The following is a 23683-nucleotide window of genomic DNA, read 5'->3' as shown; positions in this document are numbered from 1 at the left end:
CCACCCCAAAGAGAGAACCCCCATGTCGAACCCCGTCAACCTCCGCCGTCGCCGCCTTCTGGGCACCACCATCGCCAGCATTGGCGTGCTGGATCTCGGCCTGGCCGAACTTGCGCATGCGCAACCGGCACCGTCCGCCAATGCAGGCACGCTGCTGGCCGGCCAAGCCAACCCGTTCGGCACGCTGCAGCAGATCGATGCAGGCGTGCTCAACATCGGCTACGCAGACCTGGGGCCGAAGAACGGCCCCGTGATGATCCTGCTGCACGGCTGGCCGTATGACATCTACAGCTATGCAGAGGTGGCGCCCGCGCTGGCGGCGGCGGGCTATCGCGTGCTGGTGCCGTACCTGCGCGGCTATGGCACGACGCGCATCCGCTCGGCGGACACGCCGCGCAACGGACAGCAAGCGGCGCTGGCCGCTGACATCATCGCCTTCATGGACGCGTTGAAGATCAAGCAGGCGCACTTTGGCGGATACGACTGGGGCGCGCGCACGGCGGACATCATCGCGGCGCTGTGGCCGGAACGCTGCAAGACGCTGGTATCTGTCAGCGGCTACCTGATCGGCAGCCAGGAGGCGAACCGCAAGCCGCTGCCGCCGGCCGCGGAATTTGCGTGGTGGTACCAGTTCTATTTCACGACGGAACGTGGCGCGCAGGGCTACGCCACCAACTGCAAGGAGTTCAACCGTCTGATCTGGAAGCTCGCTTCGCCCACGTGGAAGTTTGACGACGCCACGTACGACCGAAGCGCCGCCGCGTTCGACAACCCCGATCACGTTGCCGTCGTCATCCACAATTACCGCTGGCGCCTGGGGCTGGCGCAGGGCGAATCGAAGTACGACGCGCTGGAACAGCGCCTGGCCACCGCGCCGGGCATCACGGTACCCACCATCACCATGGAAGGCGATGCCAACGGCGCACCGCACCCGGAGCCGTCAGCCTATGCGAAGAAGTTCACGGGCAAGTACCAGCACCGGAACATCGGTGGCGGCATCGGCCACAACCTGCCCCAAGAGGCGCCCAAGGCGTTTGTGCAGGCCATGCTGGATGTGGTGCACCTTTGAACCGGCGAGCCATTTGACGCTTCTGGCTCACAGCGCCGCGAGCAACCCTTCGGGTAATCCGCGTGTGAGGGCCAGCAGCGTCATCACGGCCGGCATGGCTGCAGCGGCCATCACCGTCTGCGCGGCAGTGATGCCGGCCATGAGCGGTGCGTCACCGCCCAGTTGACGCGCCATGATGTACGACGAGGATGCCGTGGGCAGCGCCTGGAACAGCAGCGCCACGATCAATGCAGCATCGGTCAGACCCAATGCGTGGCCAACGGCCAGCGTCAGCACGGGCATGGCCAGAAATTTGATGCTTGACGACACGACCACCGGCCGCGCCCACGAACGCACGCCGCTGAAGTTGAGCGCAGCCCCCACGCACAACAGGCCCAGCGGCATGGACGCCACCCCGAGCGCACGCACCGCAGGCTCGATCGCCACAGGTATCTGCAGCCCCAGCGCCTGCATGGCAATGCCCAGCGTGCAGGCCACCACCGGCGGATTCGTCACGATCTGACGCACCAGCGCACGCCCACTGAGGCGCACCGAGCCATAGCGGGCGAAGACCAGCACGCACAGCAGATTGACCGTCGGCACAATCGCAGCGTTGCATACAGCCGCCAGCGCAATGCCCTTGGCACCGAAGATGCCCGTAGCCAGCGACACGCCTACGTAGTTGTTGAACCGCACGGCCCCTTGAAACACCGAGGTAAACGCCGCGCCGTCCACTTGCATCCACGGTCGGGCGATCATCAACGCCGCAGCCACCAGCAATGTCGCGCCAATCAACGTCAGCACGAGCGGCAGGACGGGGAGCGACTGCATGTGCGCCGTGGCCAGCCCGTGCATGAACAACGCCGGTAACAGGACGTAGTAGCAGAGCCGCTCGGCCTGCGGCCAGAAGGTTTCGGCGAGGAAGGCGGAGCGCTTGAGCCAATGGCCGAGCGCCACCAGAAGCGCAACCGGCGCCAGAGCGAGCAGGATTGCAGCGGTCATGGCCGTGCGCCTGCACCGTGGCGTGCTTGCAATGAGGGGGAGGAACGGAGGAGCGTGCGGAACGGCATGAGGTGCTCGGCGAAAAACAGGAACACCGCCAAGCTATCACGCAGTCATAGCAGTAATAATTGTTATTTATCTGGCAATCAATGAGAAATTCTCATTGCAGAAGCGACCACCGCATCGGCCAATGCCTGGGTAAAGCGCTGTGCGGTCCGCGATTGGTGTTCAAGCAGCACCACCGCGCGGTGCAATTGCGGTTGGCCGAACGCCAAACGGGCAATGGGCGGCAATTGCGTCAGCTCGGAGTCGGATAGCGCCACCACGGCGGCGCCCAATCCGCTTGCCACCATGCGCACGATCGTGTCCTTGTTGTCGAGCACCATCTCTTCGCGCACGCGCACGCCCAGACGCCGCAGTTCCGAGGCGATCATGCGGCCGGCCCAGGCCTGTGCATCAAAGCGGATAAACGGCAGCTCGGTCAGCAGCGCGCGCGCATCGTGCTCGGCGTATTGCGCGGGAGCGAGCAGCCAGAAGCGGTCTTCATAGAGCGTTGTCCAGACCAGTTCCGCCGGATGCGGCCGCACAGGGTGAGACGTGATCGCGGCGTCCAACTCGCCGTCGGCCACGCGCTGCGCAAGCTCGGCCGACATGCCGGCAGCAACGTGCACGCGCAGGCCGGGATGCGCCGTCCGCAGGGCCAGCAACGCGTTGGGCAGCGGCCCCGATAGCGCGGTCTGGATAGCGCCGATGCGCAACCGCCCGACCAGCGCCCTCTCATCGCTCAGCGCATCGGGAATGCGGTCATACAGCGCGAGGATCTGTTCTGCCTGGGCGAGCACGATGCGGCCTGCTTCTGTCAGCGCGGGCTCGCGGCGTGAGCGGTCGAACAGACGGACGTTGAACTCCTCTTCCAGCGATTTGACCTGCAGGCTGACGGCCGACTGCGTGAGCCCGATGGCCTCGCCTGCACGCGCAAACGTGCGGTGTCGGGCGATGGCAACGAGCGTTCTCAAGGCGCGGAGAGACATGGCGGATACGAAGTTCGATCGGGTGCAGATAGCGCATCGTACCTCTCACAACATCGCCGGGCGCCTGGGCCACGCCGGCCCGCCCTCCAGGGCAGTCAGACAAACCGCTTACGCCAGCATCGCAGCCAGCGCAGGAGGCAAGCCGCGGTTTGGCTTGTGCGGCGGCCGCGCAAAGCTGCCTTCCGCTGCGCCGTTCGGGGCAAGCGCGATCAGGCTCTCGCAATGGCGGATGGCGCTGGAGACGCCGTCCACAACCGGCACGGGAATGCGGTCCTTGAGTGTCCGGGCCAGCCCGGCAAGCGGTGCGCCAGCCACGATGATCACGTCGGCGCCGTCTTCACGCACCGCCTGCAGGCTGAGCTCCTCGAGCCTTGCCGCATGGTCTTCCTGCACGCTGCCGATGTCGCGTAGCGGCTGCTGCAAAGAGCGCACGCTCGCCAGCCGCGACGACAGCCCATTGGCAGCTACGCACTCGCGGTACCACGCCTGGATACGGTTCGAAATGGCGATGATCGAAAAGCGCTGGCCGAGCAGGCAGGCGCTGGTCAGCGCCGCTTCGGTCATGCCGACCACCGGCACATTGCACAGCTCCTTGATGCCGGCGAGGCCCGGGTCCCCAAACGCCGCGACAACCACGCCGTCGAATCGACCGGCATGTTCGGCGACGACGCACGCAGTGGCGTAGCCGCCCACCAGTGCTTCGAAGCGCGTTTCGATGTAAGCCACGCCAAATGGCGCCGTCGCCATTGTGAGCGTGGTGCCGGGTGAAACGGAGCGACGCGCCTCGGCATGTATCAACTCCGTCACGCTCTCGGAGATATTGGGATTGACGACCAGAATACGCATGATGAAATTTTGAGAACCCAACCAGAAACGTCAAACCAGCGACGGCGCGCCCGCCGGCAGGAACTGCCCGCGCCCCGGCGCCGGTTCGAGGTACTTGCCGTTTTCGACCAGCATCTCGCCGCGCGAGAAGCAATGCACCGGCCAGCCGGTCACTTCAATGCCTTCATAGGGCGTGTAGTCGACCGCGTGATGCAGCGCAGCGTTGGTGATGCGCACGCGACGCTCCGGATCCCACAGCGTGATGTCGGCATCGGCGCCCACGGCGATCGTGCCCTTGCGTGGGTACAACCCGTACAGCCGTGCCGGGCGATACGACGTCAGCTCCACAAACTGATGCAGCGACAGCTTGCCGCGCGCAATGCCATCAAACAGCAGCGGCAACCGTGTCTCGATACCGGGCACGCCGTTGGGAATATGGTCGAACGGTTGCGCCTGACCGCCAAGTTTCTTGCCTTCCGGGTCGTCATAGTTGAACGGCGCATGGTCGGAAGAGAACACGCTGAACACGCCCCCTGCAAGCGCGCGCCATACGGCTGCCTGGTTCTCCGGATCGCGCGGTGGCGGGCTGCAGACGCACTTGGCACCTTCGTAGCCGTCGTCACCTTGCAGGCCCATGTCTTCGGCGGTCAGGTAGAGGTACTGCGGACAGGTCTCGGCCAGGATCTGCAAGCCGCGGCTTTGTGCCCAGCGAATCTGCTCGATGGCTTCCTTGCCGGAGACATGCACGATCAGGATCGGCACGTCCACCAGCTCGGCAAAGGTAATGGCCCGGTGCGTGGCTTCACGCTCCACGGCAGCCGGGCGCGACAGGCCATGGAAGCGCGGCGAAATGCGGCCCTCGCCGACCAGCTTCTCGGTCAGCCAGGAAATGCAGTCGGCGTTTTCCGCATGCACCATCACCAGGGCGTTGTTCTGCTTGGCCACGTCCAGCACATCCAGCATTTCGCGGTCGGACAGCTTCAGGTCGTCATAGGTCATGTAGACCTTGAACGAGGTGTAGCCCTGGCGAATCAGCTCCGGCAGTTCGTGCTTCAGCACCTCGGGCGTGGGGTCGGCCACGATCAGATGGAAGCCATAGTCGGCCACCGCGCGGCCCTCGGCACGCCGGTGGTAATCGGCCACCGCCGCCTTGAGCGAGCCGCCCTTCTCTTGCGCTGCAAACGGGATCACCGTTGTCGTGCCGCCGCAGATGGCCGCGCGCGTGCCGGTGAAGAAGTCGTCGGCCATGCGCATACCGTCGGGCATGGGCTGGTCGAGATGACAATGACCATCAACGCCGCCGGGCAGCGCCAGCAGGCCGCTGGCATCCATCTCTCGCGCGCCGCGCGGCAAGCCGTGGCCGAGCACGGCGATGCGGCCATCGCGCACACCGATGTCGCAGCTAAAGCGGTCGGATGCGGTGACCACATCCGCATTGCGGATCACCAGGTCGAGTTCCGTGGACATGCTTAGCGCTCCCTCATTCCGTTAAGCAACGTCCGAGAACAGGCGGCCCCAGCCGCGCAGCTCGCGCGTGTCGACGCCCGCGAGCCGCAGCGATTTCCACACGACGGTCGAGATGGTGTCGTACACGGGGATGCCCGTTTCGGCTTCCAGCGCTTCAACCAGGTGAGCCGCGCGCAGGTTCGTGCAGAACGTGGTGATGGCGGCAGGCTTCTGCTGCGCCACGTCGCGCACCAGGGTGCGGATGGTGTCTTCTTCCACGTCGGCAAAGCTGTGGTTGACGTGCAAGTCCAGATGGCGCTCGGCCACGCACTTGAAACCGTGGCGCGCGTAGTTCTGCACGATGCGCTGCTGCACGTCATCCAGATACGGCGTAACGAGTGCGAAATCGCGTGCGCCGGTTTTGGCCAGGATTTCGTTGAGCGCCAGCACTGACGTGGTGGCCGGAATGCCGGTGGCTTCCGTGATCTGGCGGCACAGCGCCTCGTCTTTCTCAAAGCCGAGCCAGCCGGACGACGTGCCGTTCCAGGCAATCACGTCCACGTGCGCGTCGGCCAGCAACTTGGCGGCGTTCAGGATCTTCTCCAGATCGAACTGCCCCAGCGCCTGGTCGCGCAGCGAAATTTCCGTCACGGTAAAGCGCGAGAAATGCGCGCTCACGTTGGGCAGGCCGCTCACCATGGCGCTGGTAATGGGTTCCAGCGCCGTGTTGGACGATGGCGTGAGCATGCCGAGCTTGATGCGTTTTGTCATGGGAGTCTTCTTCGTGGTTTGCGCGCCCCGGCGCACGCGAGTGTGGGCATCGGGGCCTGCTTGTTATGTTGATGAGTGCGGTTACAGCTTGTCGTCAGAAGTCGGAAGCAAACGCCGCGCCGCAGATGGCGTTGGCTGACGTTAGTTCATCGCGCCTCAGACCGGCAGCTTCTTGCTGTAGTCGATCAGCAGCGTCGAGCAGATGAAGAGGCCCGCGCCGGCGGCGGCAAACAGCATCAGCGCCATGTCGTACGAACCGGTCGCCTGCACGATCAGGCCGACGATGATCGGCATGCCGACCCCCGCGAAGTTGCCGCCCAGATTCATCGTGCCGCCCAGGAAACCCACACGCTTGCGCGTTCCCAGGATCGACGGAATGCACCAGAACAGGCCGCACCAGCGCAGGAAGAACAGCGTGGTCGACAACAATGCCACCACGACGACCGGCTCCTTGAAGCGCGCCACCGTGTAGATAGCGATCGTGGCCAGTACCGAGGCGACGCCGAACAGCGTGCGCAGCACCCGGGCTCGCGATGCCCCGGTGGCCATCCATTTGTCCGCAATCCATCCGCCCACCATCTCGCCCACAAAACCGGAGAAGAACATGGTGAACACGGCACCGCCCATCTCCTTGATGTCCAGCCCATGCACCTTCGACAGATAGGTCGGCATCCAGGTCAGGAGCCCGTAGAACAGTGCGTTGAAGCACATCCAACCGAAGAACATGCCCCACACCGAGCGGTACTTGAAAAAGTCCAGCACGTTGCCGCTGACAGCGGCGGGTTCGGCGGCCTGGTCGGCGGCATGTGCCTCCTCGATGTAGGAGGCTTCAGCATCATTGACGGACGGATGCTCGCGCGGGTGGTTGCGGATGTACCACCACGAGAAGAGGCCCGCCACCATCGTCCCGATACCGGCCACCACGAACGACGTGCGCCACGAACCGAATTCGGCGATCAGCCCAGCGATGATGAGTGCGCCCAGTGCCGCGCCCAGCGGCGCGCCTCCGTCGAGCAGCGTTGCACCGCGACCGCGTTCGTTCTGCGTCATCCAGATGGCGTTGAGCTTGCCCCCGGCGGGGTAGATGGGCGCCTCGGCAGCACCCAGGCCAAGACGCGTGATGAGCAACGGCACCCAACCGGTACACAGCGCCGCAATGGATTGGAAGAAGCCCCAGCCCAGCGTGGCACCGGCAATCACCACACGCGGCCCGAAGCGGTCGGCCAGCATACCGCCTGGGATCTGCATGAGCGCGTACGTCAGAAAGAACGAACTCAGCAGTAAGCCTTGCGCCGCCGGGCCGATGTCGAATTCCTTAGCGATCAACGGCATGGCGACTGACAACGATGCGCGGTCGACGTAGTTGATGGAAATCAGCATCAACATCATCAAGAAAATCTTCCAGCGCACAGAGCTCTTCGTCTCCGTTAGCGCCATGGCCGGGGCCGGGCTTGTGGTTTCCATTACGCGTGTCTCCTGGTAGCTCCGAAGTCGTTTCGGAAAACGGGCTTTGGGGTCGGTCTTGACGCCGATCCGCCCCAACTCCGCCCACCGAAACGACCTCCTGAGTCGATTTGATTGGTTTGTGTTGCGCAACGTGGCCGAGTATAGGATACGTAATCTGTAATTACAACATCTGTAAGTTGTTGATTTTATTGAATGCAAAAAGCACAATATCGGTGTGTGATAGCCTTTTGTGGTGCATCTTCCCCATTCTGGTGACGTCTGTGACCCAACCACTGCTCCAATCCTCTCGCCTGCGCACGCTCGGCATGTCAGCCGAAATCGCCTCGCGCCTGCGCACCCTCATCGAAGAAGGCGAGTTGCCGCCCGGCGCCCGCATCGACGAGCGTGCTTTCTGTGAAATGTTCGATGTCTCCAAGACGCCGCTGCGTGAAGCCCTCAAGGTGCTGGTAGCCGAGGGGCTGGTGCTGCATCGCCAGTACATCGGCTACCGAGTCGCCCCGCTCGATCTGGATGAACTGCGCGCAACCTTCGAAACGCTGCATGGGCTGGAATTCACGGCTGGAGAACTGGCAGCGGCGCGGTTGTCCGAGGTGGCTCTGGCCCGCCTGGAACGCAAGCACCAGGCAATGCTTGAGGCGCATGCGGCGGGCAGACGCACCGAGTACTTCCGCATCAACCAGGAAATTCACCAGCTCATCATCGATGGCACGGCCAACCCCGTGCTGGCCGGCATCTATGCGACCTTGATGAGCAAGGTGCACCGCGCGCGCGGCGCAGCCAACGCCGACACGCTGCGCTGGCAGGAATCGCACGAAGAACACGAAGCCATCATGGCCGCCCTTCGCGAGCCAGGGCGCCCGCGCCTGGCACAGGTGCTGCGCCTGCACTCGGAGAACACGGCCAAGGAAGTGCTGAGCGTCGTGGCAAGCAGCCTGGCCGAGGCCGGACGCCCTACCCGATCAACCGAGGAAGCCCCCAAGAAAGGCGCGCAATGAAACTTGTACGCGTGGGTACACCCGGCGCAGAACGCCCAGGCCTGATCGATACGCAAGGCCGCGTGCGCGACCTGTCAGGCGTGGTCAGCGAACTGGGCCCGCAGCAGTTGTCCGATGCCGCCCTCGTGCAACTCGCAGGCGTAGACATCGCCGCCTTACCCGTGGTGCCGGACACCCGATTTGGTGTGCCATGGACGGGCATCGGCAAGATCATCGCGATCGGCCTGAACTATGCCGACCACGCAGCCGAGGCCGGTTTGCCGCCTCCCGCAGAACCCATCCTCTTTCTCAAGGCCAACAGCGCTTTGAACGGTCCCAACGATGCCGTCATGCTGCCGCGCGGCTCGGAAAAGACCGACTGGGAGGTTGAACTCGGTGTGGTGATCGGCAAGACGGCGAGCGATGTTTCCCGCGAAGAAGCGCTCTCGCATGTTGCCGGCTATTGCGTGGTGAACGATGTGTCGGAGCGCGAGTTCCAGCTTGAGCGCGGCGGCACGTGGGACAAAGGCAAGGGCTGCGATACCTTCTGCCCCGTCGGCCCGTGGCTGGTCACGCGTGACGAAGTGCCCGACCCGCAAGCGCTTGGCCTGTGGCTCGACGTCAACGGTGAGCGCGCGCAGCGGGGCAACACGGCGACCATGGTGTTTGGCGTGGCCCATCTGGTGAGCTACGTCAGCCGCTTCATGACGCTGCATCCGGGCGACCTGATTTGCACCGGCACGCCACCCGGCGTGGGCATGGGCGCCAAGCCCCCGCGCTATCTCAGCGCCGGCGACACCATGCGCCTGGGCATCGACGGCCTTGGCGTGCAGACGCAGACGCAGACGCAGACGGTCGCAGCCTACACCAAAGCCTAGACCGGCGGCGCGGCCCGCTTAGCGTTGCACCGCCACCAGCTTGCGCATGGCATCGACCAGCTTCGGATCGACCGCGCCCAGCGTATTGGTGCGTGCGTTGATTCGCCCTTCTGCGTCCAGCAGCAGGATCGTGCTCGAATGGTTGAAATCGCCATCGGCCAAGCGCCGATACTGCACGCCCAGCAATGCCGCCACCTCGCGCGTGCCGCTGGCGTTTGCGCGGGCGACTTGCCAGCGGTCGTCGGCGCCATGCGCGCTGGCCGTCTTCTTGAGCGCCGCAACGGAATCGCGCTCGGGGTCGACCGTCACCATCAGGACACGCACGCCGTCGTGCGCGGGCTTACCGCCCTTGGCCAGCGTGGCGCGAATGGTCTCGAAGATCATCGGGCAGACCATCTGGCACGACGAATAGAACATGCTCACGAGTACCGGCTCGCCGCGCAGGTCTGCCAGGTGAAAGACGCGGCCGTTCTGGTCGGTCAACGCCACGTCAGATTGATACAGCGAGCCCGAAGCGACGGGCCCGGCGGCAAGCGCGCCTGCGGCGGCACCCGCTAGCAGGAGTGCCACGAAGGCACGGCAAAGTTGCTTAAGAAGCGTCATGGACGTTCTCCATTGATGGATCGGGCGCAGCGAAAGCCAAGACTTCCCGTGGCATCGGCGCCCTCAAGTGATGACAGCAACGCCACGCGCATCAGCACGGCGTAGCTGTCGCGGCGCACGATGCTGATGGCACCGGCGCCGCAAAACTTCTGCTTGTCGGGGTCGCCCTGCGTGCGGCTGTCCCCGGCAATGAACAGTGCGTTGAAATCGTCAACCCATTCCCAGATCAGGCCGTGCAGATCGCGCACGCCATGGACATCCGCTGGGCCGCCAACGGGTGGCAACACACGCGTGGCGGGCCGTTCGTACCAGCCGAGAATGCGTTGCGCCCATTGCGGGTCGTCGCGGGCGTCTGCGCGTGTGGCGTCGGCGGCAGCGGCGGATTCCCACTCAAGCCACGTCGGCAGGCGCGCGCCTTCGCTTTCGCAATAGGCACGGGCAGCAAACCAGCTCACGCCGGTCACCGGCGCTTGCGACGAGACTTGCGCATCGGCGCGCGTCGCATCGGCCCAGTCGGCAAGGTAGGCCTTGCCGGCAAAGACTTGCGGCACCCGGCCGCGCTGCCAGGCCTCGTGACGTTGCACGAAGGCCTGGAACTCGCCGATGGTGACTGGGGTGGTGCGCAACTCAAACGGCTCGATGCGCACCCGCTGCGGCTGCCCCGGTGCGTTCTGGGGCAGCACGCTGTCGAAGTCGCCGCCGGGCAACCGCACATAGGCGGCGCCCTGTGCGGCAGCGCTAGCCAGCGCCATCAACATGGCAGCAAGGTGCAAGGTCAGGCGGCCCATGGTCGTGCAGATCCGGTCAATGTTCGGCCACGGCCTTGGCAGGCGCCGGCTGGGCACGCACCTTCTTGACGTCGTCCGCGCTCACGCGGCCGCCGGGGTTGTCCCAGCTGTTGAGCACGTAGGTCAGGATGTTGGCGACCTCGTCGTCATTGAGCTGCGTCATCGGCGGCATGACGGAGTCGTATTCCTGCCCGTTGACCTTGATCTTGCCGTTCAGGCCGTGCAGCACGATGTTCATGGCACGCTTCGGATCTGCCGCCAGGAAATCCGACTTGGCCAGCGGCGGAAACACGCCCGGCAACCCGGCGCCATTGCCCTGGTGGCACACCGAGCAAGTACCCGCAAACAGCGCGCGGCCGGCCTGCACCTGATCCTGCACGGTCAGGGTACCGCTCACCGAAGCCTCGGTCGCCTTGGTGACGGCGCTCATGTTCGGTGCGGCACGATCGCCCAAGTACACCGAATCCAGTTCCTTGCCGGAATAGACGAGCTTGTTCTCCGGGCCATCCACCTTGAGGATCGCCATGGCGCCCTTGTTGAAGGCACGGAAGATCGAGTGGTCGACCAGCACATAGCTGCCAGGCACGCGCGCGGTGAACTTCACAACCGCCGCGCCACCCGCCGGGATCAACGTGGTCTGCACGTTCTTCTGCACGTTGGTGCCGCCCTCGTAGCGCACCTGGTCGAAGATGGCGCCAATTACGTGGAAGCTTGAGACCAGATTGGGCCCGCCGTTGCCAACGAAGATGCGCACCGTTTCACCCACCTTGGCGTGCAGCGCCTTGTCACCGGTGAGCGCACCTTCGGCACCGTTGAACAGCACGTAGCTCGGGCGTTCGTCGATGGCCTTTTCCATGTCGAACGGCTGCAGGCCCTTCTCGCGGTACTTGCCGGCCGTGTAGAAATCGCCCTGCATGACGTAGTACTCGTGATCAACCTTGGGCAGGCCTTCGGGCGGCTCGACCAGGATCAGGCCGTACATGCCATTGGCGATATGCATGCCCACCGGCGCCGTGGCGCAGTGGTAGACGTAGATGCCCTCGTTGAGCGCCTTGAAGGTGAATTGCGATTCATGGCCCGGTGCGGTAAAGCTCGATGCTGCGCCGCCGCCCGGCCCGGTCACGCCGTGCAGGTCAATGTTGTGCGGCATCTTGCTGCTCGGGTGGTTCTTGAGGTGGAACTCCACCGTGTCGCCCTGCCGCACGCGGATGAAGCTGCCGGGAACGGTGCCGCCGAACGTCCAGAAGGTGTAGCTGACGCCTTCGGAGATCTGCATTTCCTTCTCGACCACTTCCAGCTCCACGATGACCTTGGCTGGATAGTTCCGGTGGACCGCCGGTGGCACAAGCGGCGGACTCGTAAGGACGGCGTGGATCGGCTCGCCGCGCGGCGGCCCGAAGTCACCCGGCAACTTGGTGCTGGCGGCGCGGGCCGCGGTGCCCGCAAGCAGTGCGCCCAGCACCACAGAAATCAAGCCCGCGCGCATCAGGCTGCGGACGGTGTGAAGACGGCTCATTTTTTCCCCCGTGTATCGGTCTGGTGTCGTCCGCTCCACGTTAGGCCCCGGCGGCCATTAGGGCTTTGATACAGCGCAAACGAAAACCGACCCCGTCCGGCACATCCACCCCACCGCGTGGCACGCAAGCCCAGTCGTGGCGTGATTTACCACATCAAGATACCCATAAAACAAGCATCTGATATACATCAATAACGCCGGAGATTCCGCTCACTAATATAGTTGCATCCTTAATGCATCTTTTTGATGCGACACCCACAGAGGGAATCCCCATGACACAGTCCGCCTCCACCATCCAGCTCGACCTCCGTGTGCTGGCGCCGCGCGAGCGCCATCCGCTGATCTTCTCCGCCTTCGGGGAACTCGGCATCGGCCAGAGCCTGGAGCTGATCAACGATCACGATCCGCGCCCGCTGCAGTCGCAGTTTCAAGTCGAGCGCCCGGGCCAGTTTTCCTGGGACTACCTTGAGCGCGGCCCCGCCACGTGGCGCGTTGCCATCACCAAGGTGGCATCTGCCGCCAGCGCCGGCCACTGCTGTGGTGGCTGCGGTGGTGGCGCCTGAATTTCCGATCGCATCCTGCAAGGAACCTTGTCATGAAAAACAACCAAAGGCTGTGGCGGTGGCTAGGCCTGATCTTCATCCTGTCGTTCGGAGCATTGGGCTATCTGGGCCGGCAGATCTATCTGGCAGCGCCGCCGATTCCGCATGCTGTTGTCACCTCTGTGGGCGAGGTGCTCTTTACCGGCGAACAAATCCAGCGCGGCCAAGAAGCCTGGCTGGCAGCCGGCGGCCAGCAGCTTGGCACCGTCTGGGGCCACGGCAGCTACGTTGCGCCTGACTGGTCTGCCGATTGGCTTCACCGTGAAGCCACGGCGCTGCAAGCCATCCGCGCGCATCAGCAGTTCGATACCGATGCGCCGTTGACGACCGTGCAGCAAGCCGCCGTCGACGCCAGCGTGAAGGAAGAAATGCGCCGCAATACGTACGACGCAAATCACGACATCCTGACCGTGTCGCGCGAGCGCGCAGATGCAATCCGCGGTGTGGCGCAACACTTCGAGGCCCTGTTCGGCACCGATCCGTCGCTGGCAACGTTGCGTGATCAATACGCCATGGCCACCGGTGTGCTGCCGGAGGCGGCCGATCGCGAAGCCCTGGCGGCGTTCTTCTTCTGGACGTCGTGGGCCGCCGCTGCCGACCGCCCGGGCGAGACCGACATCTCGTACACGAGCAACTGGCCGCATGAACCGCTCGTGGGCAACACCATGACCGGCGGTGCCGCCATGTGGTCGATGGTCAGCATCGTGCTGCTGCTGGGCGGTATTGCCGCCATGCTGTGGCTGCACGGCAGCAGCAAGCACGAAGAGGAAGCTGCGCCGCTGCCGGCCGATCCGTTCCTCAACGTGGTCGCCACGCCCTCGATGAAGGCCACGCGCAAGTACTTCTTTGCCGTGATCGGCCTGATGCTGGTGCAGATCGGCATGGGCGCCATCACCGCGCACTATGCGGTGGAAGGTGAATCGTTCTTCGGGATTCCCCTGGCACAGGTGCTGCCGTACGTGATCAGCCGCACGGTGCACACACAACTGGGCGTGCTGTGGATTGCCACGGCGTGGCTGGCCACGGGCCTGTACATTGCGCCGCTGCTGTCGGGGCGTGAACCGAAGTTCCAGAAGCTGGGCGTTGATGTGCTGTTCTGGGCGCTGATCTTTATCGTGGTGGGCTCCATCGCCACCGGCTGGCTTGGCACGCTGCAACATCGCGGTGCGGACTTCGGCTTCTGGGTCGGCAATCAGGGGCTGGAATACACCAGCATGGGCCGCGTGTGGCAGATCCTGTTGTTCATCGGCCTGCTGTTCTGGGTGGTGCTGCTCGGCCGCGCGCTGTGGCCGGCATTGAAGACGCCCTCGGAATCGCGCGGGCTGATCGCCATGGTGTTCCTGTCGGCCACGTGTATCGGCGGCTTCTATTCGACGTCGCTGGTGTGGGGTCAACACACGCACTATTCGATGATCGAGTACTGGCGCTGGTGGCTCGTCCACCTGTGGGTCGAGGGCTTCTTTGAAGTGTTCGCCACCGCCGTCATCGCGCTCATCTTCACGCGCCTGGGTCTGATTCGCGCCAGCAGCGCCAACCGCGCCATCGTGGCTGAAACGATCGTGTTCCTGTTCGGCGGCATTCTAGGCACGCTGCATCACTTGTACTTCACGGGGACGCCGACCTCGATCATCTCGGTGGGCGCAGTGTTCTCTGCGCTGGAAGTGGTGCCGCTTTCGCTGATCGGGCTCGAAGCGCTGCAGAACTATCGCCGCACGCAAGGCACGCCGTGGCTCAATGCCTACAAGTGGCCCGTGCTGTGCTTCGTGGCCGTGGGCTTCTGGAACACCGTCGGTGCCGGCCTGCTCGGCTTCGCCATCAACCCGCCCGCTTCGCTGTACTACGTGCAGGGTCTGAACATGACGGCCGCCCACGGGCACGCTGCGCTGTTCGGGGTGTACGGCATGCTCGGTATCGGCCTGATGCTGTTCTGCCTGCGCGGCCTGTATGCGCGCAGCCTGCATGCCGATCGCCTGCTCAAGCCCGCGTTCTGGGGCCTGAACATCGGCCTGGCAATGATGGTGTTCATGTCGCTGTTGCCGGCCGGTATCTACCAGGCCTGGGCCAGCGTCACCAAGGGCATGTGGTACGCCCGCTCGCCGGAAGTGGTGCACTCGAAAGTGATGGAAACGCTGGTCTGGCTGCGTGTGCCGGGTGACATCGTGTTCGCCATCGGTGCGCTTGTGCTGGCTTGGTATGCGCTGCGGCTGCTGCGCCGTCCGAAGGCACAACAGACCGAACCGCTGCCGGCTTCGGCTCGCGCGACGCGTTAATCGCGTGAATCCATAACCCAGCAGTCCTCCCAAAAACCCGCAGGGCCCGTGTCGATCATCCGACCGGGCCCTGCGGGTTTTCCTGTAATGCCCCCCGCCTTCAAGCTCCCTACAATGACGAGTCATATAGATGAATAGTTGACCACTTTCGATACCCATGCCCGCCGATCTCCGCCTACCCCGCTATCAGCAATTGCGCGACGATCTGGCCGCGCAGATCGCCCAACAGCACTGGCGCCCGGGCGACGCCATCCCGACCGAAGCCGAGCTTGCCAAGACGTACAACGTGGCGGTCGGCACAGTCCGTAAAGCCGTAGACGTATTGGTGGCCGAAGGGCTGCTCGAACGCTTCCAGGGCCGCGGCACCTTCGTGCGGCGCGCCAGTTTTGCCAGCTCCTTGTTCCGCTTCTTCCGCTTCCAGAGTGAAAGCGGCGAGCGGCGCATTCCCGAAAGCCGCATTCTCAAGCGCGACGTGCTCGATGCGCCGTCTGCACCGGCTGCGGGCCTGCAGATTGAAACCGGCTCACCCGTCATTCGCCTGACCCGGCTGCGCCTGCTGGATGGCGCGCCAATGCTCGCCGAAGAAATCTGGTTGCCGTACGACCGTTTTGCGCCGCTCGCCACGCTGGAACTCGACGCGTTTGGCGACCTGCTGTATCCGCTGTACGAATCCCACTGCGGCCAGATCATCGCCAGCGCCGAAGAAACGCTCACCGCCGAGGCCGTCAATGCAACGTATGCGCGGCTCCTGCGCATCCAGCCCGGCGATCCGGTGATGGTCATCGAACGCGTTGCGCGCGGCTACGACCGGGTGCCGCTTGAATGGCGGCGCTCGCGCGGCGCGGCGGCGCACTTCCGGTACCACGTGGATATCCGGTAGCGCCCGAGACGCTGCAATCCATACCGAAAAAAAACACACACAGGAGACAACATCATGCAGGCCAACTCATCGACGGCCCCACCGCTGCTGGATGTGCGCGGCGTCACGCTGCAGTACAAGACACGCCAGCATCTGGTGACGGCCACCTACCGCGTCGACTTTCAGGTCTATCCCGGCGAGCGCTACATCCTGCTGGGCCCGTCGGGCTGCGGTAAATCGACATTGCTCAAAGCCATCGGTGGCTACCTCACGCCCACCGAAGGCGAGATCCGCCTGAAGGGCCAGCCAGTGACCAAGCCTGGCCCGGATCGCATGATGGTGTTCCAGGAGTTCGACCAGCTTCTGCCATGGAAGACGGTGAAAGAGAACGTGCTGTTCCCGCTGCTCTCCACGGGCAAGCTGGGCCCGCGTGAAGCCGAAGAACGCGCCCTGCACTACATCAACAAGGTCAATCTCACCAAGTTTGCCGACCACCACCCGCACATGCTGTCGGGCGGGATGAAGCAACGCGTAGCCATCGCGCGCGGCATGGCGATGGAACCCGACGTGCTGCTGATGGACGAGCCCTTCGCCGCGCTCGATGCGCTCACGCGCCGCAAGATGCAGGACGAGCTGCTGCAGCTGTGGGATGAAACGCGCTTCACCGTGCTGTTCGTCACGCACTCGATTCCAGAGGCGATCCGCTGCGGCAGCCGCATCCTGATTCTCTCGCCGCATCCCGGCCAGGTGCGTGCCGAACTACCGAGCCTGGCGCGCGACGATGACGATCCTGAGCGCTTCAAAGCGCTAGAAGCCGAGATTCACGACATGCTGTTCGCCCGCACGGTAGAGGAAACCCATGCAGACTGAAACCCTTTCCATGCCGGCCACCACCGACATCAGCAATCGCGCGCCCGTCTACAGCACGCCCGTGGCGTTCGAGCGCATCGGCGTGGTGGAAAAACCGCTCTCCATTGCTGAGCGCCTGTACGAGCAGGCGTGGCTGCGCAAGCTCGTGATCCTCGTCGTGCTGGCACTCGTGTGGGAAGGCGGTGCACGCTGGCTCGACAACCCGCTGCTGATGCCGACCTTCTCCGACACCGTGCAGGCGCTGTGGGCAGGGCTGGCCAGCGGCACGCTGTTTGCTCGCATCGGCACGTCGATGCAAACGCTGCTGGCGGGCTATGCGCTGGGCCTGGCGCTGTCGTGTGCATTGGTGGTTCTGGGTATCAGCAACCGGCTCGGGCAAGACTTTCTGGAAACGCTCACCGCGATGTTCAACCCCCTGCCGGCCATCGCCCTGCTGCCAATCGCGCTCGTGTGGTTTGGCCTGGGCAACGGCAGCTTGATCTTCGTGATCGTGCATTCCGTGGTGTGGGCCGTATCGCTCAACACGCATGCCGGCTTCCTGTCGGTATCGAACACGCTGCGCATGGTGGGCCGCAACTACGGGCTCTCGGGCATGGGGTATCTGACCAAGATCCTGATCCCGGCCGCGTTCCCGTCCATCCTCACGGGCCTGAAGATCGGCTGGGCCTTCGCATGGCGCACGTTGATAGCATCGGAACTCGTGTTTGGCGTGAGTTCCGGCCAAGGCGGCCTCGGCTGGTACATCTACGAGAACAAGAACCAACTGCAGATTCCCGAAGTGTTCGCCGGCCTGCTGACCGTCATCATCATCGGCCTGCTCGTGGAGAACCTGGTGTTCCGCACGCTGGAAGCCCGCACCGTCAAACGCTGGGGCATGCAGAACTAAGCATTGGCGCAACGCAAGCGCCCAGACGGTTTGGCCGTACCCTGCCCTATGCGGCGCCTTGAATTTTTGTGAGCGGGCGGAAAAAAGAAGGAGGCCTGTTTGAGCGAAGCGAGTTTGCCTCCTTCTCCGCACGGTCACGGAAATTCAAGGAGTCTTTCGCCGCATCGGGCGCGCCTTTCTTTGCTTACTTTCTTTGGCAAGACAAAGAAAGTGAGTCAGCCCCGGCAGGGGATGAAACAAGAAATGCACCACCAACAAACATAAAGACCAACAGAGCAACAAGGAGACAACAAATGCAGCAGCCCCGCCGCAACATCCTCCGTTTCACCATGGCCGCCACGCTGGCCGCATCGCTCCTAGGCAGCACCATCAGCACCGCACATGCCGAAGCCAACGAAGTCCGCATCTCCCACGGCTACGGCATCCTCTACCTGCCCATCATGGTGATGGCCAGCGAACACCTGCTGGAGAAGCAGGCCAAGGCCGCCGGCCTGGGTGACGTGAAGGTCAACTACCGCATCCTGGACGGCGGCAATGTCATCAACGACGCCATGCTCTCGGGCGCGCTCGACATCGCCTCGCTGGGTGTGCCGGGCTTCCTCACGCTGTGGGACAAGACGCGCGGCAGCGCGATGGAAGTGCGCGGGCTGTCGTCGCTCAGCTCCTCGTCGATGTACCTGATGACGCGCAACCCGAACGTGAAGACGCTGGCAGATTTCTCCGACAAGGACCGCATTGCCGTGCCCGGCATCAAGACCTCGCTGCCGGCCGTGGTGCTGCAAATGGCTGCTGCCAAGACCTTCGGCGACAAGCAGTTCAACAAGCTTGACCCGATCACCGTGCCGCTGCCGCACCCCGACGCCACCGCTGTCATGCTGGCCGGCGGCAGCCAGATCAACAGCCACATGGCTTCGCCGCCGTTCTCATACACCGAGGCCGCGGCGCCCGGCCTGCACCGCGTGTTCAACACGGTCGACGTACTAGGCAACATCACGCTGGACATGACTTACACCAGCAAAAAGTTCTACGAGGCCAACCCGAAGCTATCGGCGGCATTCGTGGCCGCGCTGGATGAAGCCAACGCCCTCATCGCCAAAGACAAGACCAAAGCCGCGCAGATCTACATTGCGCAGTCGAAAGTGAAGAGTTCGCCGGAAGAAGTGAAGAAGATTCTGGACGATCCGGATTCGCGCTTCACCACCACGCCGGTGGGCGTCGCCCACTATGCTGAGTTCATGCAGCGCGTGGGCACGCTCAAGAACAAGCCCGCGTCGTGGAAGGATGTCTTCTTCCCGACGGTGCAGAACCGGCAGGGTTCGTAACGCGAAACACCTGAGCACAACGAGCAGCACGCAGCATCCGCACGGAGGCATTCCATGGCACTACGCATCGTCCGGCTCGGCGAGCCGCGTCACCCCGATGAAGGCTTGCGCATCGGCACCGTGCGGCGCCCGCCGCGCGGCGTGCCCAAGGAAGAATTCGCCAGCCGAGATTTCTACGACGTGTGGATGCCGCTGCTCTCGCCCACGCCCGAACTCGTCAAGCAGGCACAGGCCGCACAGAGTGCGCACGATGAGAAGGGCTGGCAAACCTTCGTGCGCCACTTCCGCACCGAAATGCGCGACGGTGATGCGGCACGATTGCTCGACATGCTGGCCGCGCTCTCGCACCAGACCCATCTGTCGATCGGCTGCTATTGCGAGGATGAAGCGCATTGCCACCGCTCGGTACTGCGCGAGTTGTTGAAGGAACGTGGGGCGAAGCTGGCTCCGTGAACAAGCACACCACTTATACAAGGAAGACCATGACCAGCCTGCCTCGAACGTTTCGCCACTGCACCGCATCTGCCCTTCTGCTCGCACTGGCAATGACCAGCGCGCAGACAGTCATGGCGCAAAGTGTGCCCGCCGCGCTCCAGCCAGCCGATGCACACCACGTCGTCGCCACGCTATCGGCCACGGGGGTGCAGATCTACGTTTGCAAACGGGACGGCGACAAGCCTCTGGCGTGGGCCTTCAAGGCACCGCTGGCGGAGCTCTACGATGCCAGCGGCAAGCTCGTCGTCAAACACGGAGCAGGCCCCAGCTGGGAAGCCTCCGACGGCAGCAAGATCACAGGGAAAGTCTTGCAGCAGGTGTCCAACACCTCAGAAGCCGGTGCCATTCCGCTGCTGCTGTTGCAAGCCACCAAGGTTGGCGGCGCGGGCCTGTTGAGCAGTGTGCGCTACGTGCAGCGGCTGCAGACCCACGGCGGCATCGCACCCGCACAGCCCTGCACGGAAGAAGGCCAGGAAGGCCGCAGCCCGTACCTGGCGCAATACGTCTTCCTCGACTGACGCACCGCTCTCGAAGGTCGGAGCCGCTACCCCATACGGGGGACGACGGGCTTCCTTGGCAACCCTATAACGAAGAGACGCACGACCGGTGGTTCACCGCGTCGCGCCGTCGTCATTTGTCATTCGAGGAGCACGCCATGGGCCGCCGCTACATCGATTGCCGCGCCTTCCCCAGCGAGACCAACTGCTCGGTCGCCATCAGCGCCGACAGCGATGCCGAATTGCTGGAGGCGGCTGTGCAGCATGCCGTTTCCGTGCACAAGCACACCGATTCGCCCGAGTTGCGGGCGCAACTGCAAACCCTCTTCCAGGACGGCACCCCAGCCGTGGCGCCACCAAAGATGGCCGCTGCCTGATCAAAACGCGACCGCCGCTACCGACGCGCCGACAGCGCCAGCATCAGCCGCACCACATCGCACTGGCTGTGCGTGTTGGTCTTGCGATAGACGTGCTTGAGGTGCGTGCGCACCGTGTCGAGTGAAATACCCAGCGTACGCGCAATACAGGCCGGGTCGGAGCCGCTTGCCAGCAAATCTGCCACATCGGCTTCGCGGCGCGTCAGGTGGAATGCATCGGTCAGCCACAGGCTGGCCGGCTGCGCAGGCGAGATACCGGTGCGTGCCGCAACGCGTTGCCAGCACAACGGCAGGGCTTGCGCAAAGTGTGGCAGCAGGGCTTGTGGCGCCACGCCCTGCTGCATGGGTTGCGGCACGCCTGCCTTGCGGTAATCGAGCCACACCGCGCCGCGCACTTCGGCATCGGCTACCTGCCAGGCGTGAACGCAATCACCACGCACCGCATGCAGCAGCACATCGGCCGAGCATGCGCCACGCGATGCCGCCCAATGCCACCTTCCATCGACGCGCCACCGGATCATGGCCGCAGCATGGTCTGCGCCGCACGCATCGCGCAGCACGTTCATCACGCCCACGGCATCGCCACCGCAGGCTGCTACGTAGCACTGGCGCAGCACGGTTGCCAAGGCATGAGGTGACGAGACAGAAAGACGCAGCATGAAGGAATACGGGCGCCGCGGCTTGCGACCGCGGCGCCCGTCTTAAAGGGGACTTCATTATAGGAAGCGCATGACCTCCCGCACTGCCCCTTTTGCCCTAGACCCGTCTTTACATCAGGCCAGCACACGGCGCGACATCCAGCGTGCACGCAGATGGTCGTACGCGAAGTTGAAGAAGAACGTGTACGGCAGGAACAGCAGCATGATGCCGACGTCGAGCACAAAGGCTTCCCACAGGCCCACGTCCAGCCACCAGGCGGCCAGCGGCACCAGCATCAAAACCAGCCCGCCTTCGAACAGACAGGCATGCACCACCCGCAGGATCACGGTGCGCGAAAGCCGGTAGCGACGCTCCACGCGTTCGAAGATGGCGTTGAACACCATGTTCCAAACCATCGCCACCGCGGCAAACATGAGGGTCATGACACCCATTTCAGCCAACGGCAAATCCATCAGCCAACTAAACAGGGGCGCACAGATGAGCATGGCAATCAGTTCGAACGACAGCGCATGTACGAGACGCTCGGCTGGCGTTTTGTATGAGACTTGCATTGCGATTACCTCCAAAAGCAGACGTCATTTTCATCGGTGCAAGCCGCTTTAGCCAGTTTCCTACTATCGGTTTTTCCGATACATTGATAGGAACTCCCCACTCTTAGGTTCCGATGCGCCACTCCCCGGAAGCCCTGCTCGCCTTTGCCGAAGCCGCCACGCTGGGTTCGTTCTCGGCGGCGGCCCGCAAACTGGGCAAGCGGCAATCCACCATCAGCGAGGCAATCGCCAACCTGGAGATCGATCTTGGCCTGACGCTATTCGACCGCAGCACGCGCCAGCCGACGCTGACCGAGGCGGGCCGTGCCATGTTCACGCAAGTGCGTCGCGTGCTTGACGCCAGCGCGCAGATGGACCGCCTGGCCGCGCAGATGGCTGGCGGTCTGGAAGCGCGCCTGACGCTCGTGGTGTCAGACACTTACCAGTCCGACCGCTATGAACAAACGCTCGCCACGCTTGAGCAGCGCTACCCCGACCTCGAACTCGAATGCCTGATCGCCGAACACGAAGACGTGGTCGACATCATCCAGTTGGGCCGCGCCCAGATCGGGCTGGTGGCCGCGCAGGCGGCCTATCCGGCCGACGTCGGGTGGGCAACCATTGCAGAGCAATCGGAGATCGGACTGTTCGTCGGGCTGCAGCACCCGCTCGCCCGATATGGCGACGAGGAAGTGCCGCACGCAATCCTGCGCGAGGCACGCGAACTGCGGCTGAACACCTTCGTCGACAGGGCTGGGCCGCGTGCCGACGCAGTGCCCGTGCGCAGCGCTCGCCGATGGTCTGCGCCGAGCTATCTGATGCTGCTTGAAATGGCGGTGCTGGGCTTCGGCTGGACGGAGTTGCCGCGCTGGCTGGTGGATCACTTAGCGGCAGACCGGTTGCATGAAGTGCGTGCCCGCGGCTGGCCCCGCCTCGTGCCAGTCGACGCGGTATGGTCACGCAATCGCACGCTTGGGCAGGCAGGCGCGTGGCTGCTGGAGACGATGCTGGCGGGCTAGGCGCTCACGCGTTTTCGTCCAGCCGATCGATGATCAGATGCGACAGCTGCGCTGTCTGCTCCTTCGACAGCGAAAACTCCATGCCAAATGACGGAAACGCAGAAGCAGGCGCCCCCAGGGCAGGCGACCCGCTCGCCACGCGGCCCGTCAGCGAAAACGACTCCAACTGCCCATCGACGTAAGCACTGAAATCGAGAATCAGCCGGTCGCCGGCCTGAAACGCCGCGCTGGCGCTTTGCACAAGCGCGCCATTCAGGCAGATATCGCGGATCACCGCCACGCGATCTGCCGCTGACGCCGCCTGCCCTTCGGGGCGCAAGCGGGCACCGATCCGTACCTGCACACGCTTGGCACGGCGCAGCGGCATCTTCTGCATCTTGATCGGCGCAGACAGCACCAGATACGGCGAGGGGAACTGCCCCACCGATACCACGCTGCACATCATCGTGACGACCGCGCGGCCCGAGAACCCGCGCAGCAAGAGGATGTCCCGTACCTCCGGGCGCAGCGTGCGCTTACCGTCAGCCGGCTGCGTGACGAACACCGCCTCGCCTTCGATGTAGCCGATCAGGCGACACGGCAGCAGCCCGCGCAACGGAGCAGATTTTTCCTGCACTTGCAGGACGTTGCCCACGCTTAGGCCCGTCGACCCGAGGCGGGGCTTCGTTTCGGCCGGTGCTGCGGCTGCGGAGGGTGCAATGTCACTGCTTTCGTCCAACGCCAGCACAGGACCATGATGAAACAGCAGGCGCACGTCTTCGGCATCCGGCACCACGGCACCAGCGGGCAGCAGCAAGTGGCCTACGCTATCGGCCAGCGGAAACGGCAGCGGCTGGCCGACCGGCACGTCTTCCTGGGTAAGCTGGCGCGTTTTTGGTTGGGTCATGAGGGACGATGGATCTGTGCGTCTGGGCCGGGCATAGGCATATGCCCCGGCAGGCATACCG

The 23683-nt window shown here is 64.0% G+C and carries 25 protein-coding genes; 13 read left to right on the top strand and 12 right to left on the bottom strand.

Features of this window, described 5'->3' with window-relative positions:
• Positions 1-22 precede the first annotated feature (22 nt).
• A complete protein-coding gene (locus BG83_RS0120015) occupies positions 23-1069 on the top strand; it encodes an alpha/beta fold hydrolase (protein ID WP_024978380.1) in 1047 nt (348 codons plus the stop codon).
• Between the two features lie 27 nt (positions 1070-1096).
• Here the strand turns inward: BG83_RS0120015 and BG83_RS0120010 are convergent, their stop codons facing one another.
• The 6 genes from BG83_RS0120010 to BG83_RS0119985 all read right to left on the bottom strand — a co-directional run bounded on the left by BG83_RS0120010 (position 1097) and on the right by BG83_RS0119985 (position 7587).
• Positions 1097-2050 carry an AEC family transporter gene (locus tag BG83_RS0120010; RefSeq protein WP_024978379.1) on the bottom strand — a complete coding sequence of 318 codons (954 nt, stop codon included), beginning with the start codon at positions 2048-2050 and terminating at the stop codon, positions 1097-1099.
• Positions 2051-2196: 146 nt separating this feature from the next.
• Positions 2197-3081 (bottom strand): LysR family transcriptional regulator, encoded by an 885-nt coding sequence (locus tag BG83_RS0120005; RefSeq protein WP_024978378.1) that lies wholly within the window; start codon positions 3079-3081, stop codon positions 2197-2199.
• A gap of 108 nt (positions 3082-3189) precedes the next feature.
• The gene (locus BG83_RS0120000; RefSeq protein ID WP_024978377.1) at positions 3190-3927 is read right to left on the bottom strand and encodes an aspartate/glutamate racemase family protein; all 738 of its coding nucleotides are present in this window, start codon (positions 3925-3927) and stop codon (positions 3190-3192) included.
• Positions 3928-3957: 30 nt separating this feature from the next.
• Positions 3958-5373, bottom strand: a complete 1416-nt coding sequence (gene hydA / locus BG83_RS0119995) for a dihydropyrimidinase (protein WP_024978376.1) — start codon at positions 5371-5373, stop codon at positions 3958-3960.
• A gap of 21 nt (positions 5374-5394) precedes the next feature.
• A complete protein-coding gene (locus BG83_RS0119990; RefSeq protein ID WP_024978375.1) occupies positions 5395-6123 on the bottom strand; it encodes an aspartate/glutamate racemase family protein in 729 nt (242 codons plus the stop codon).
• A gap of 156 nt (positions 6124-6279) precedes the next feature.
• Positions 6280-7587 carry an MFS transporter gene (locus BG83_RS0119985; protein ID WP_024978374.1) on the bottom strand — a complete coding sequence of 436 codons (1308 nt, stop codon included), beginning with the start codon at positions 7585-7587 and terminating at the stop codon, positions 6280-6282.
• Positions 7588-7802: 215 nt separating this feature from the next.
• Between BG83_RS0119985 and BG83_RS0119980 the strand changes: the two genes are divergently transcribed.
• Both BG83_RS0119980 and BG83_RS0119975 read left to right on the top strand, forming a co-directional pair.
• On the top strand, positions 7803-8585 hold the full coding sequence (locus BG83_RS0119980) for a GntR family transcriptional regulator (protein WP_037032125.1): 783 nt from the start codon (positions 7803-7805) through the stop codon (positions 8583-8585).
• Positions 8582-9442, top strand: a complete 861-nt coding sequence (locus BG83_RS0119975; RefSeq protein WP_024978372.1) for a fumarylacetoacetate hydrolase family protein — start codon at positions 8582-8584, stop codon at positions 9440-9442. Before BG83_RS0119980 ends, BG83_RS0119975 begins: the two co-directional genes overlap by 4 nt.
• Positions 9443-9460: 18 nt before the next feature.
• Here the strand turns inward: BG83_RS0119975 and BG83_RS0119970 are convergent, their stop codons facing one another.
• The 3 genes from BG83_RS0119970 to nirK are packed head-to-tail and all read right to left on the bottom strand — an operon-like array spanning position 9461 to position 12349.
• Positions 9461-10045 carry an SCO family protein gene (locus BG83_RS0119970; RefSeq protein ID WP_024978371.1) on the bottom strand — a complete coding sequence of 195 codons (585 nt, stop codon included), beginning with the start codon at positions 10043-10045 and terminating at the stop codon, positions 9461-9463.
• Entirely contained in the window at positions 10042-10833 is a 792-nt protein-coding gene (locus BG83_RS0119965) for a formylglycine-generating enzyme family protein (RefSeq protein WP_024978370.1), read from the bottom strand. Before BG83_RS0119965 ends, BG83_RS0119970 begins: the two co-directional genes overlap by 4 nt.
• Positions 10834-10849: 16 nt before the next feature.
• Positions 10850-12349: a copper-containing nitrite reductase gene (gene nirK, locus BG83_RS0119960; RefSeq protein ID WP_024978369.1), complete on the bottom strand. Its 1500-nt coding sequence runs from the start codon at positions 12347-12349 to the stop codon at positions 10850-10852.
• A gap of 272 nt (positions 12350-12621) precedes the next feature.
• Between nirK and BG83_RS0119955 the strand changes: the two genes are divergently transcribed.
• The 9 genes from BG83_RS0119955 (at position 12622) to BG83_RS0119915 (ending at position 20527) form a co-directional block, all read left to right on the top strand.
• Positions 12622-12912 carry a DUF2249 domain-containing protein gene (locus BG83_RS0119955; protein WP_024978368.1) on the top strand — a complete coding sequence of 97 codons (291 nt, stop codon included), beginning with the start codon at positions 12622-12624 and terminating at the stop codon, positions 12910-12912.
• A gap of 32 nt (positions 12913-12944) precedes the next feature.
• Positions 12945-15221 carry a nitric-oxide reductase large subunit gene (locus BG83_RS0119950; protein ID WP_024978367.1) on the top strand — a complete coding sequence of 759 codons (2277 nt, stop codon included), beginning with the start codon at positions 12945-12947 and terminating at the stop codon, positions 15219-15221.
• 157 nt (positions 15222-15378) lie between these two features.
• On the top strand, positions 15379-16101 hold the full coding sequence (locus BG83_RS0119945; RefSeq protein ID WP_024978366.1) for a GntR family transcriptional regulator: 723 nt from the start codon (positions 15379-15381) through the stop codon (positions 16099-16101).
• 54 nt (positions 16102-16155) lie between these two features.
• Positions 16156-16950, top strand: coding sequence for an ABC transporter ATP-binding protein (locus BG83_RS0119940; RefSeq protein ID WP_024978365.1), 795 nt, complete (start codon positions 16156-16158; stop codon positions 16948-16950).
• Positions 16940-17836 (top strand): ABC transporter permease, encoded by an 897-nt coding sequence (locus tag BG83_RS0119935; RefSeq protein WP_024978364.1) that lies wholly within the window; start codon positions 16940-16942, stop codon positions 17834-17836. The genes BG83_RS0119940 and BG83_RS0119935 overlap by 11 nt, the downstream gene beginning before the upstream one ends.
• Before the next feature lie 293 nt (positions 17837-18129).
• Positions 18130-19158, top strand: coding sequence for an ABC transporter substrate-binding protein (locus BG83_RS0119930; RefSeq protein WP_024978363.1), 1029 nt, complete (start codon positions 18130-18132; stop codon positions 19156-19158).
• Positions 19159-19212: 54 nt separating this feature from the next.
• Positions 19213-19611 carry a DUF488 domain-containing protein gene (locus tag BG83_RS0119925; RefSeq protein ID WP_024978362.1) on the top strand — a complete coding sequence of 133 codons (399 nt, stop codon included), beginning with the start codon at positions 19213-19215 and terminating at the stop codon, positions 19609-19611.
• Positions 19612-19640: 29 nt separating this feature from the next.
• A complete protein-coding gene (locus tag BG83_RS0119920; protein WP_024978361.1) occupies positions 19641-20171 on the top strand; it encodes a DUF3455 domain-containing protein in 531 nt (176 codons plus the stop codon).
• Between the two features lie 137 nt (positions 20172-20308).
• Positions 20309-20527, top strand: a complete 219-nt coding sequence (locus BG83_RS0119915) for a DUF1059 domain-containing protein (RefSeq protein WP_024978360.1) — start codon at positions 20309-20311, stop codon at positions 20525-20527.
• A 17-nt stretch (positions 20528-20544) separates the two neighbouring features.
• Here the strand turns inward: BG83_RS0119915 and BG83_RS0119910 are convergent, their stop codons facing one another.
• Positions 20545-21186: a helix-turn-helix transcriptional regulator gene (locus BG83_RS0119910; protein WP_024978359.1), complete on the bottom strand. Its 642-nt coding sequence runs from the start codon at positions 21184-21186 to the stop codon at positions 20545-20547.
• Between the two features lie 114 nt (positions 21187-21300).
• Positions 21301-21738 carry a multidrug/biocide efflux PACE transporter gene (locus tag BG83_RS0119905; RefSeq protein ID WP_024978358.1) on the bottom strand — a complete coding sequence of 146 codons (438 nt, stop codon included), beginning with the start codon at positions 21736-21738 and terminating at the stop codon, positions 21301-21303.
• 113 nt (positions 21739-21851) lie between these two features.
• Here BG83_RS0119905 and BG83_RS0119900 point away from each other — a divergent pair, with 113 nt between their 5' ends.
• Positions 21852-22736 (top strand): LysR family transcriptional regulator, encoded by an 885-nt coding sequence (locus tag BG83_RS0119900; protein ID WP_024978357.1) that lies wholly within the window; start codon positions 21852-21854, stop codon positions 22734-22736.
• Positions 22737-22740: 4 nt separating this feature from the next.
• Here the strand turns inward: BG83_RS0119900 and BG83_RS0119895 are convergent, their stop codons facing one another.
• Positions 22741-23622 (bottom strand): flagellar brake protein, encoded by an 882-nt coding sequence (locus tag BG83_RS0119895; RefSeq protein WP_024978356.1) that lies wholly within the window; start codon positions 23620-23622, stop codon positions 22741-22743.
• Positions 23623-23683: the final 61 nt, after the last annotated feature.

Origin of the sequence: Ralstonia pickettii, from assembly GCF_000607165.1 — a bacterium.
In the GTDB taxonomy this organism is placed as follows: domain Bacteria; phylum Pseudomonadota; class Gammaproteobacteria; order Burkholderiales; family Burkholderiaceae; genus Ralstonia; species Ralstonia holmesii.
The sequence above is the reverse complement of the archived record's forward strand: the minus strand, read 5'-3'. Positions and strand labels throughout refer to the sequence as shown.

Excerpts from the sequence above, each read along its gene's own strand:
- nirK (WP_024978369.1), bottom strand. The coding sequence starts at position 12,349 with ATGAGCCGTCTTCACACCGTCCGCAGCCTGATGCGCGCGGGCTTGATT.
- BG83_RS0119925 (WP_024978362.1), top strand. The coding sequence starts at position 19,213 with ATGGCACTACGCATCGTCCGGCTCGGCGAGCCGCGTCACCCCGATGAA.
- BG83_RS0119905 (WP_024978358.1), bottom strand. The coding sequence starts at position 21,738 with ATGCAAGTCTCATACAAAACGCCAGCCGAGCGTCTCGTACATGCGCTG.
- BG83_RS0119990 (WP_024978375.1), bottom strand. The coding sequence starts at position 6,123 with ATGACAAAACGCATCAAGCTCGGCATGCTCACGCCATCGTCCAACACG.
- BG83_RS0119970 (WP_024978371.1), bottom strand. The coding sequence starts at position 10,045 with ATGACGCTTCTTAAGCAACTTTGCCGTGCCTTCGTGGCACTCCTGCTA.
- BG83_RS0119935 (WP_024978364.1), top strand. The coding sequence starts at position 16,940 with ATGCAGACTGAAACCCTTTCCATGCCGGCCACCACCGACATCAGCAAT.
- BG83_RS0119910 (WP_024978359.1), bottom strand. The coding sequence starts at position 21,186 with ATGCTGCGTCTTTCTGTCTCGTCACCTCATGCCTTGGCAACCGTGCTG.
- BG83_RS0119915 (WP_024978360.1), top strand. The coding sequence starts at position 20,309 with ATGGGCCGCCGCTACATCGATTGCCGCGCCTTCCCCAGCGAGACCAAC.
- BG83_RS0119945 (WP_024978366.1), top strand. The coding sequence starts at position 15,379 with ATGCCCGCCGATCTCCGCCTACCCCGCTATCAGCAATTGCGCGACGAT.
- BG83_RS0120000 (WP_024978377.1), bottom strand. The coding sequence starts at position 3,927 with ATGCGTATTCTGGTCGTCAATCCCAATATCTCCGAGAGCGTGACGGAG.
- BG83_RS0119895 (WP_024978356.1), bottom strand. The coding sequence starts at position 23,622 with ATGACCCAACCAAAAACGCGCCAGCTTACCCAGGAAGACGTGCCGGTC.
- BG83_RS0119920 (WP_024978361.1), top strand. The coding sequence starts at position 19,641 with ATGACCAGCCTGCCTCGAACGTTTCGCCACTGCACCGCATCTGCCCTT.
- hydA (WP_024978376.1), bottom strand. The coding sequence starts at position 5,373 with ATGTCCACGGAACTCGACCTGGTGATCCGCAATGCGGATGTGGTCACC.
- BG83_RS0119930 (WP_024978363.1), top strand. The coding sequence starts at position 18,130 with ATGCAGCAGCCCCGCCGCAACATCCTCCGTTTCACCATGGCCGCCACG.
- BG83_RS0119950 (WP_024978367.1), top strand. The coding sequence starts at position 12,945 with ATGAAAAACAACCAAAGGCTGTGGCGGTGGCTAGGCCTGATCTTCATC.
- BG83_RS0120015 (WP_024978380.1), top strand. The coding sequence starts at position 23 with ATGTCGAACCCCGTCAACCTCCGCCGTCGCCGCCTTCTGGGCACCACC.
- BG83_RS0119965 (WP_024978370.1), bottom strand. The coding sequence starts at position 10,833 with ATGGGCCGCCTGACCTTGCACCTTGCTGCCATGTTGATGGCGCTGGCT.
- BG83_RS0120005 (WP_024978378.1), bottom strand. The coding sequence starts at position 3,081 with ATGTCTCTCCGCGCCTTGAGAACGCTCGTTGCCATCGCCCGACACCGC.
- BG83_RS0119940 (WP_024978365.1), top strand. The coding sequence starts at position 16,156 with ATGCAGGCCAACTCATCGACGGCCCCACCGCTGCTGGATGTGCGCGGC.
- BG83_RS0119900 (WP_024978357.1), top strand. The coding sequence starts at position 21,852 with ATGCGCCACTCCCCGGAAGCCCTGCTCGCCTTTGCCGAAGCCGCCACG.
- BG83_RS0119955 (WP_024978368.1), top strand. The coding sequence starts at position 12,622 with ATGACACAGTCCGCCTCCACCATCCAGCTCGACCTCCGTGTGCTGGCG.
- BG83_RS0120010 (WP_024978379.1), bottom strand. The coding sequence starts at position 2,050 with ATGACCGCTGCAATCCTGCTCGCTCTGGCGCCGGTTGCGCTTCTGGTG.
- BG83_RS0119985 (WP_024978374.1), bottom strand. The coding sequence starts at position 7,587 with ATGGAAACCACAAGCCCGGCCCCGGCCATGGCGCTAACGGAGACGAAG.
- BG83_RS0119975 (WP_024978372.1), top strand. The coding sequence starts at position 8,582 with ATGAAACTTGTACGCGTGGGTACACCCGGCGCAGAACGCCCAGGCCTG.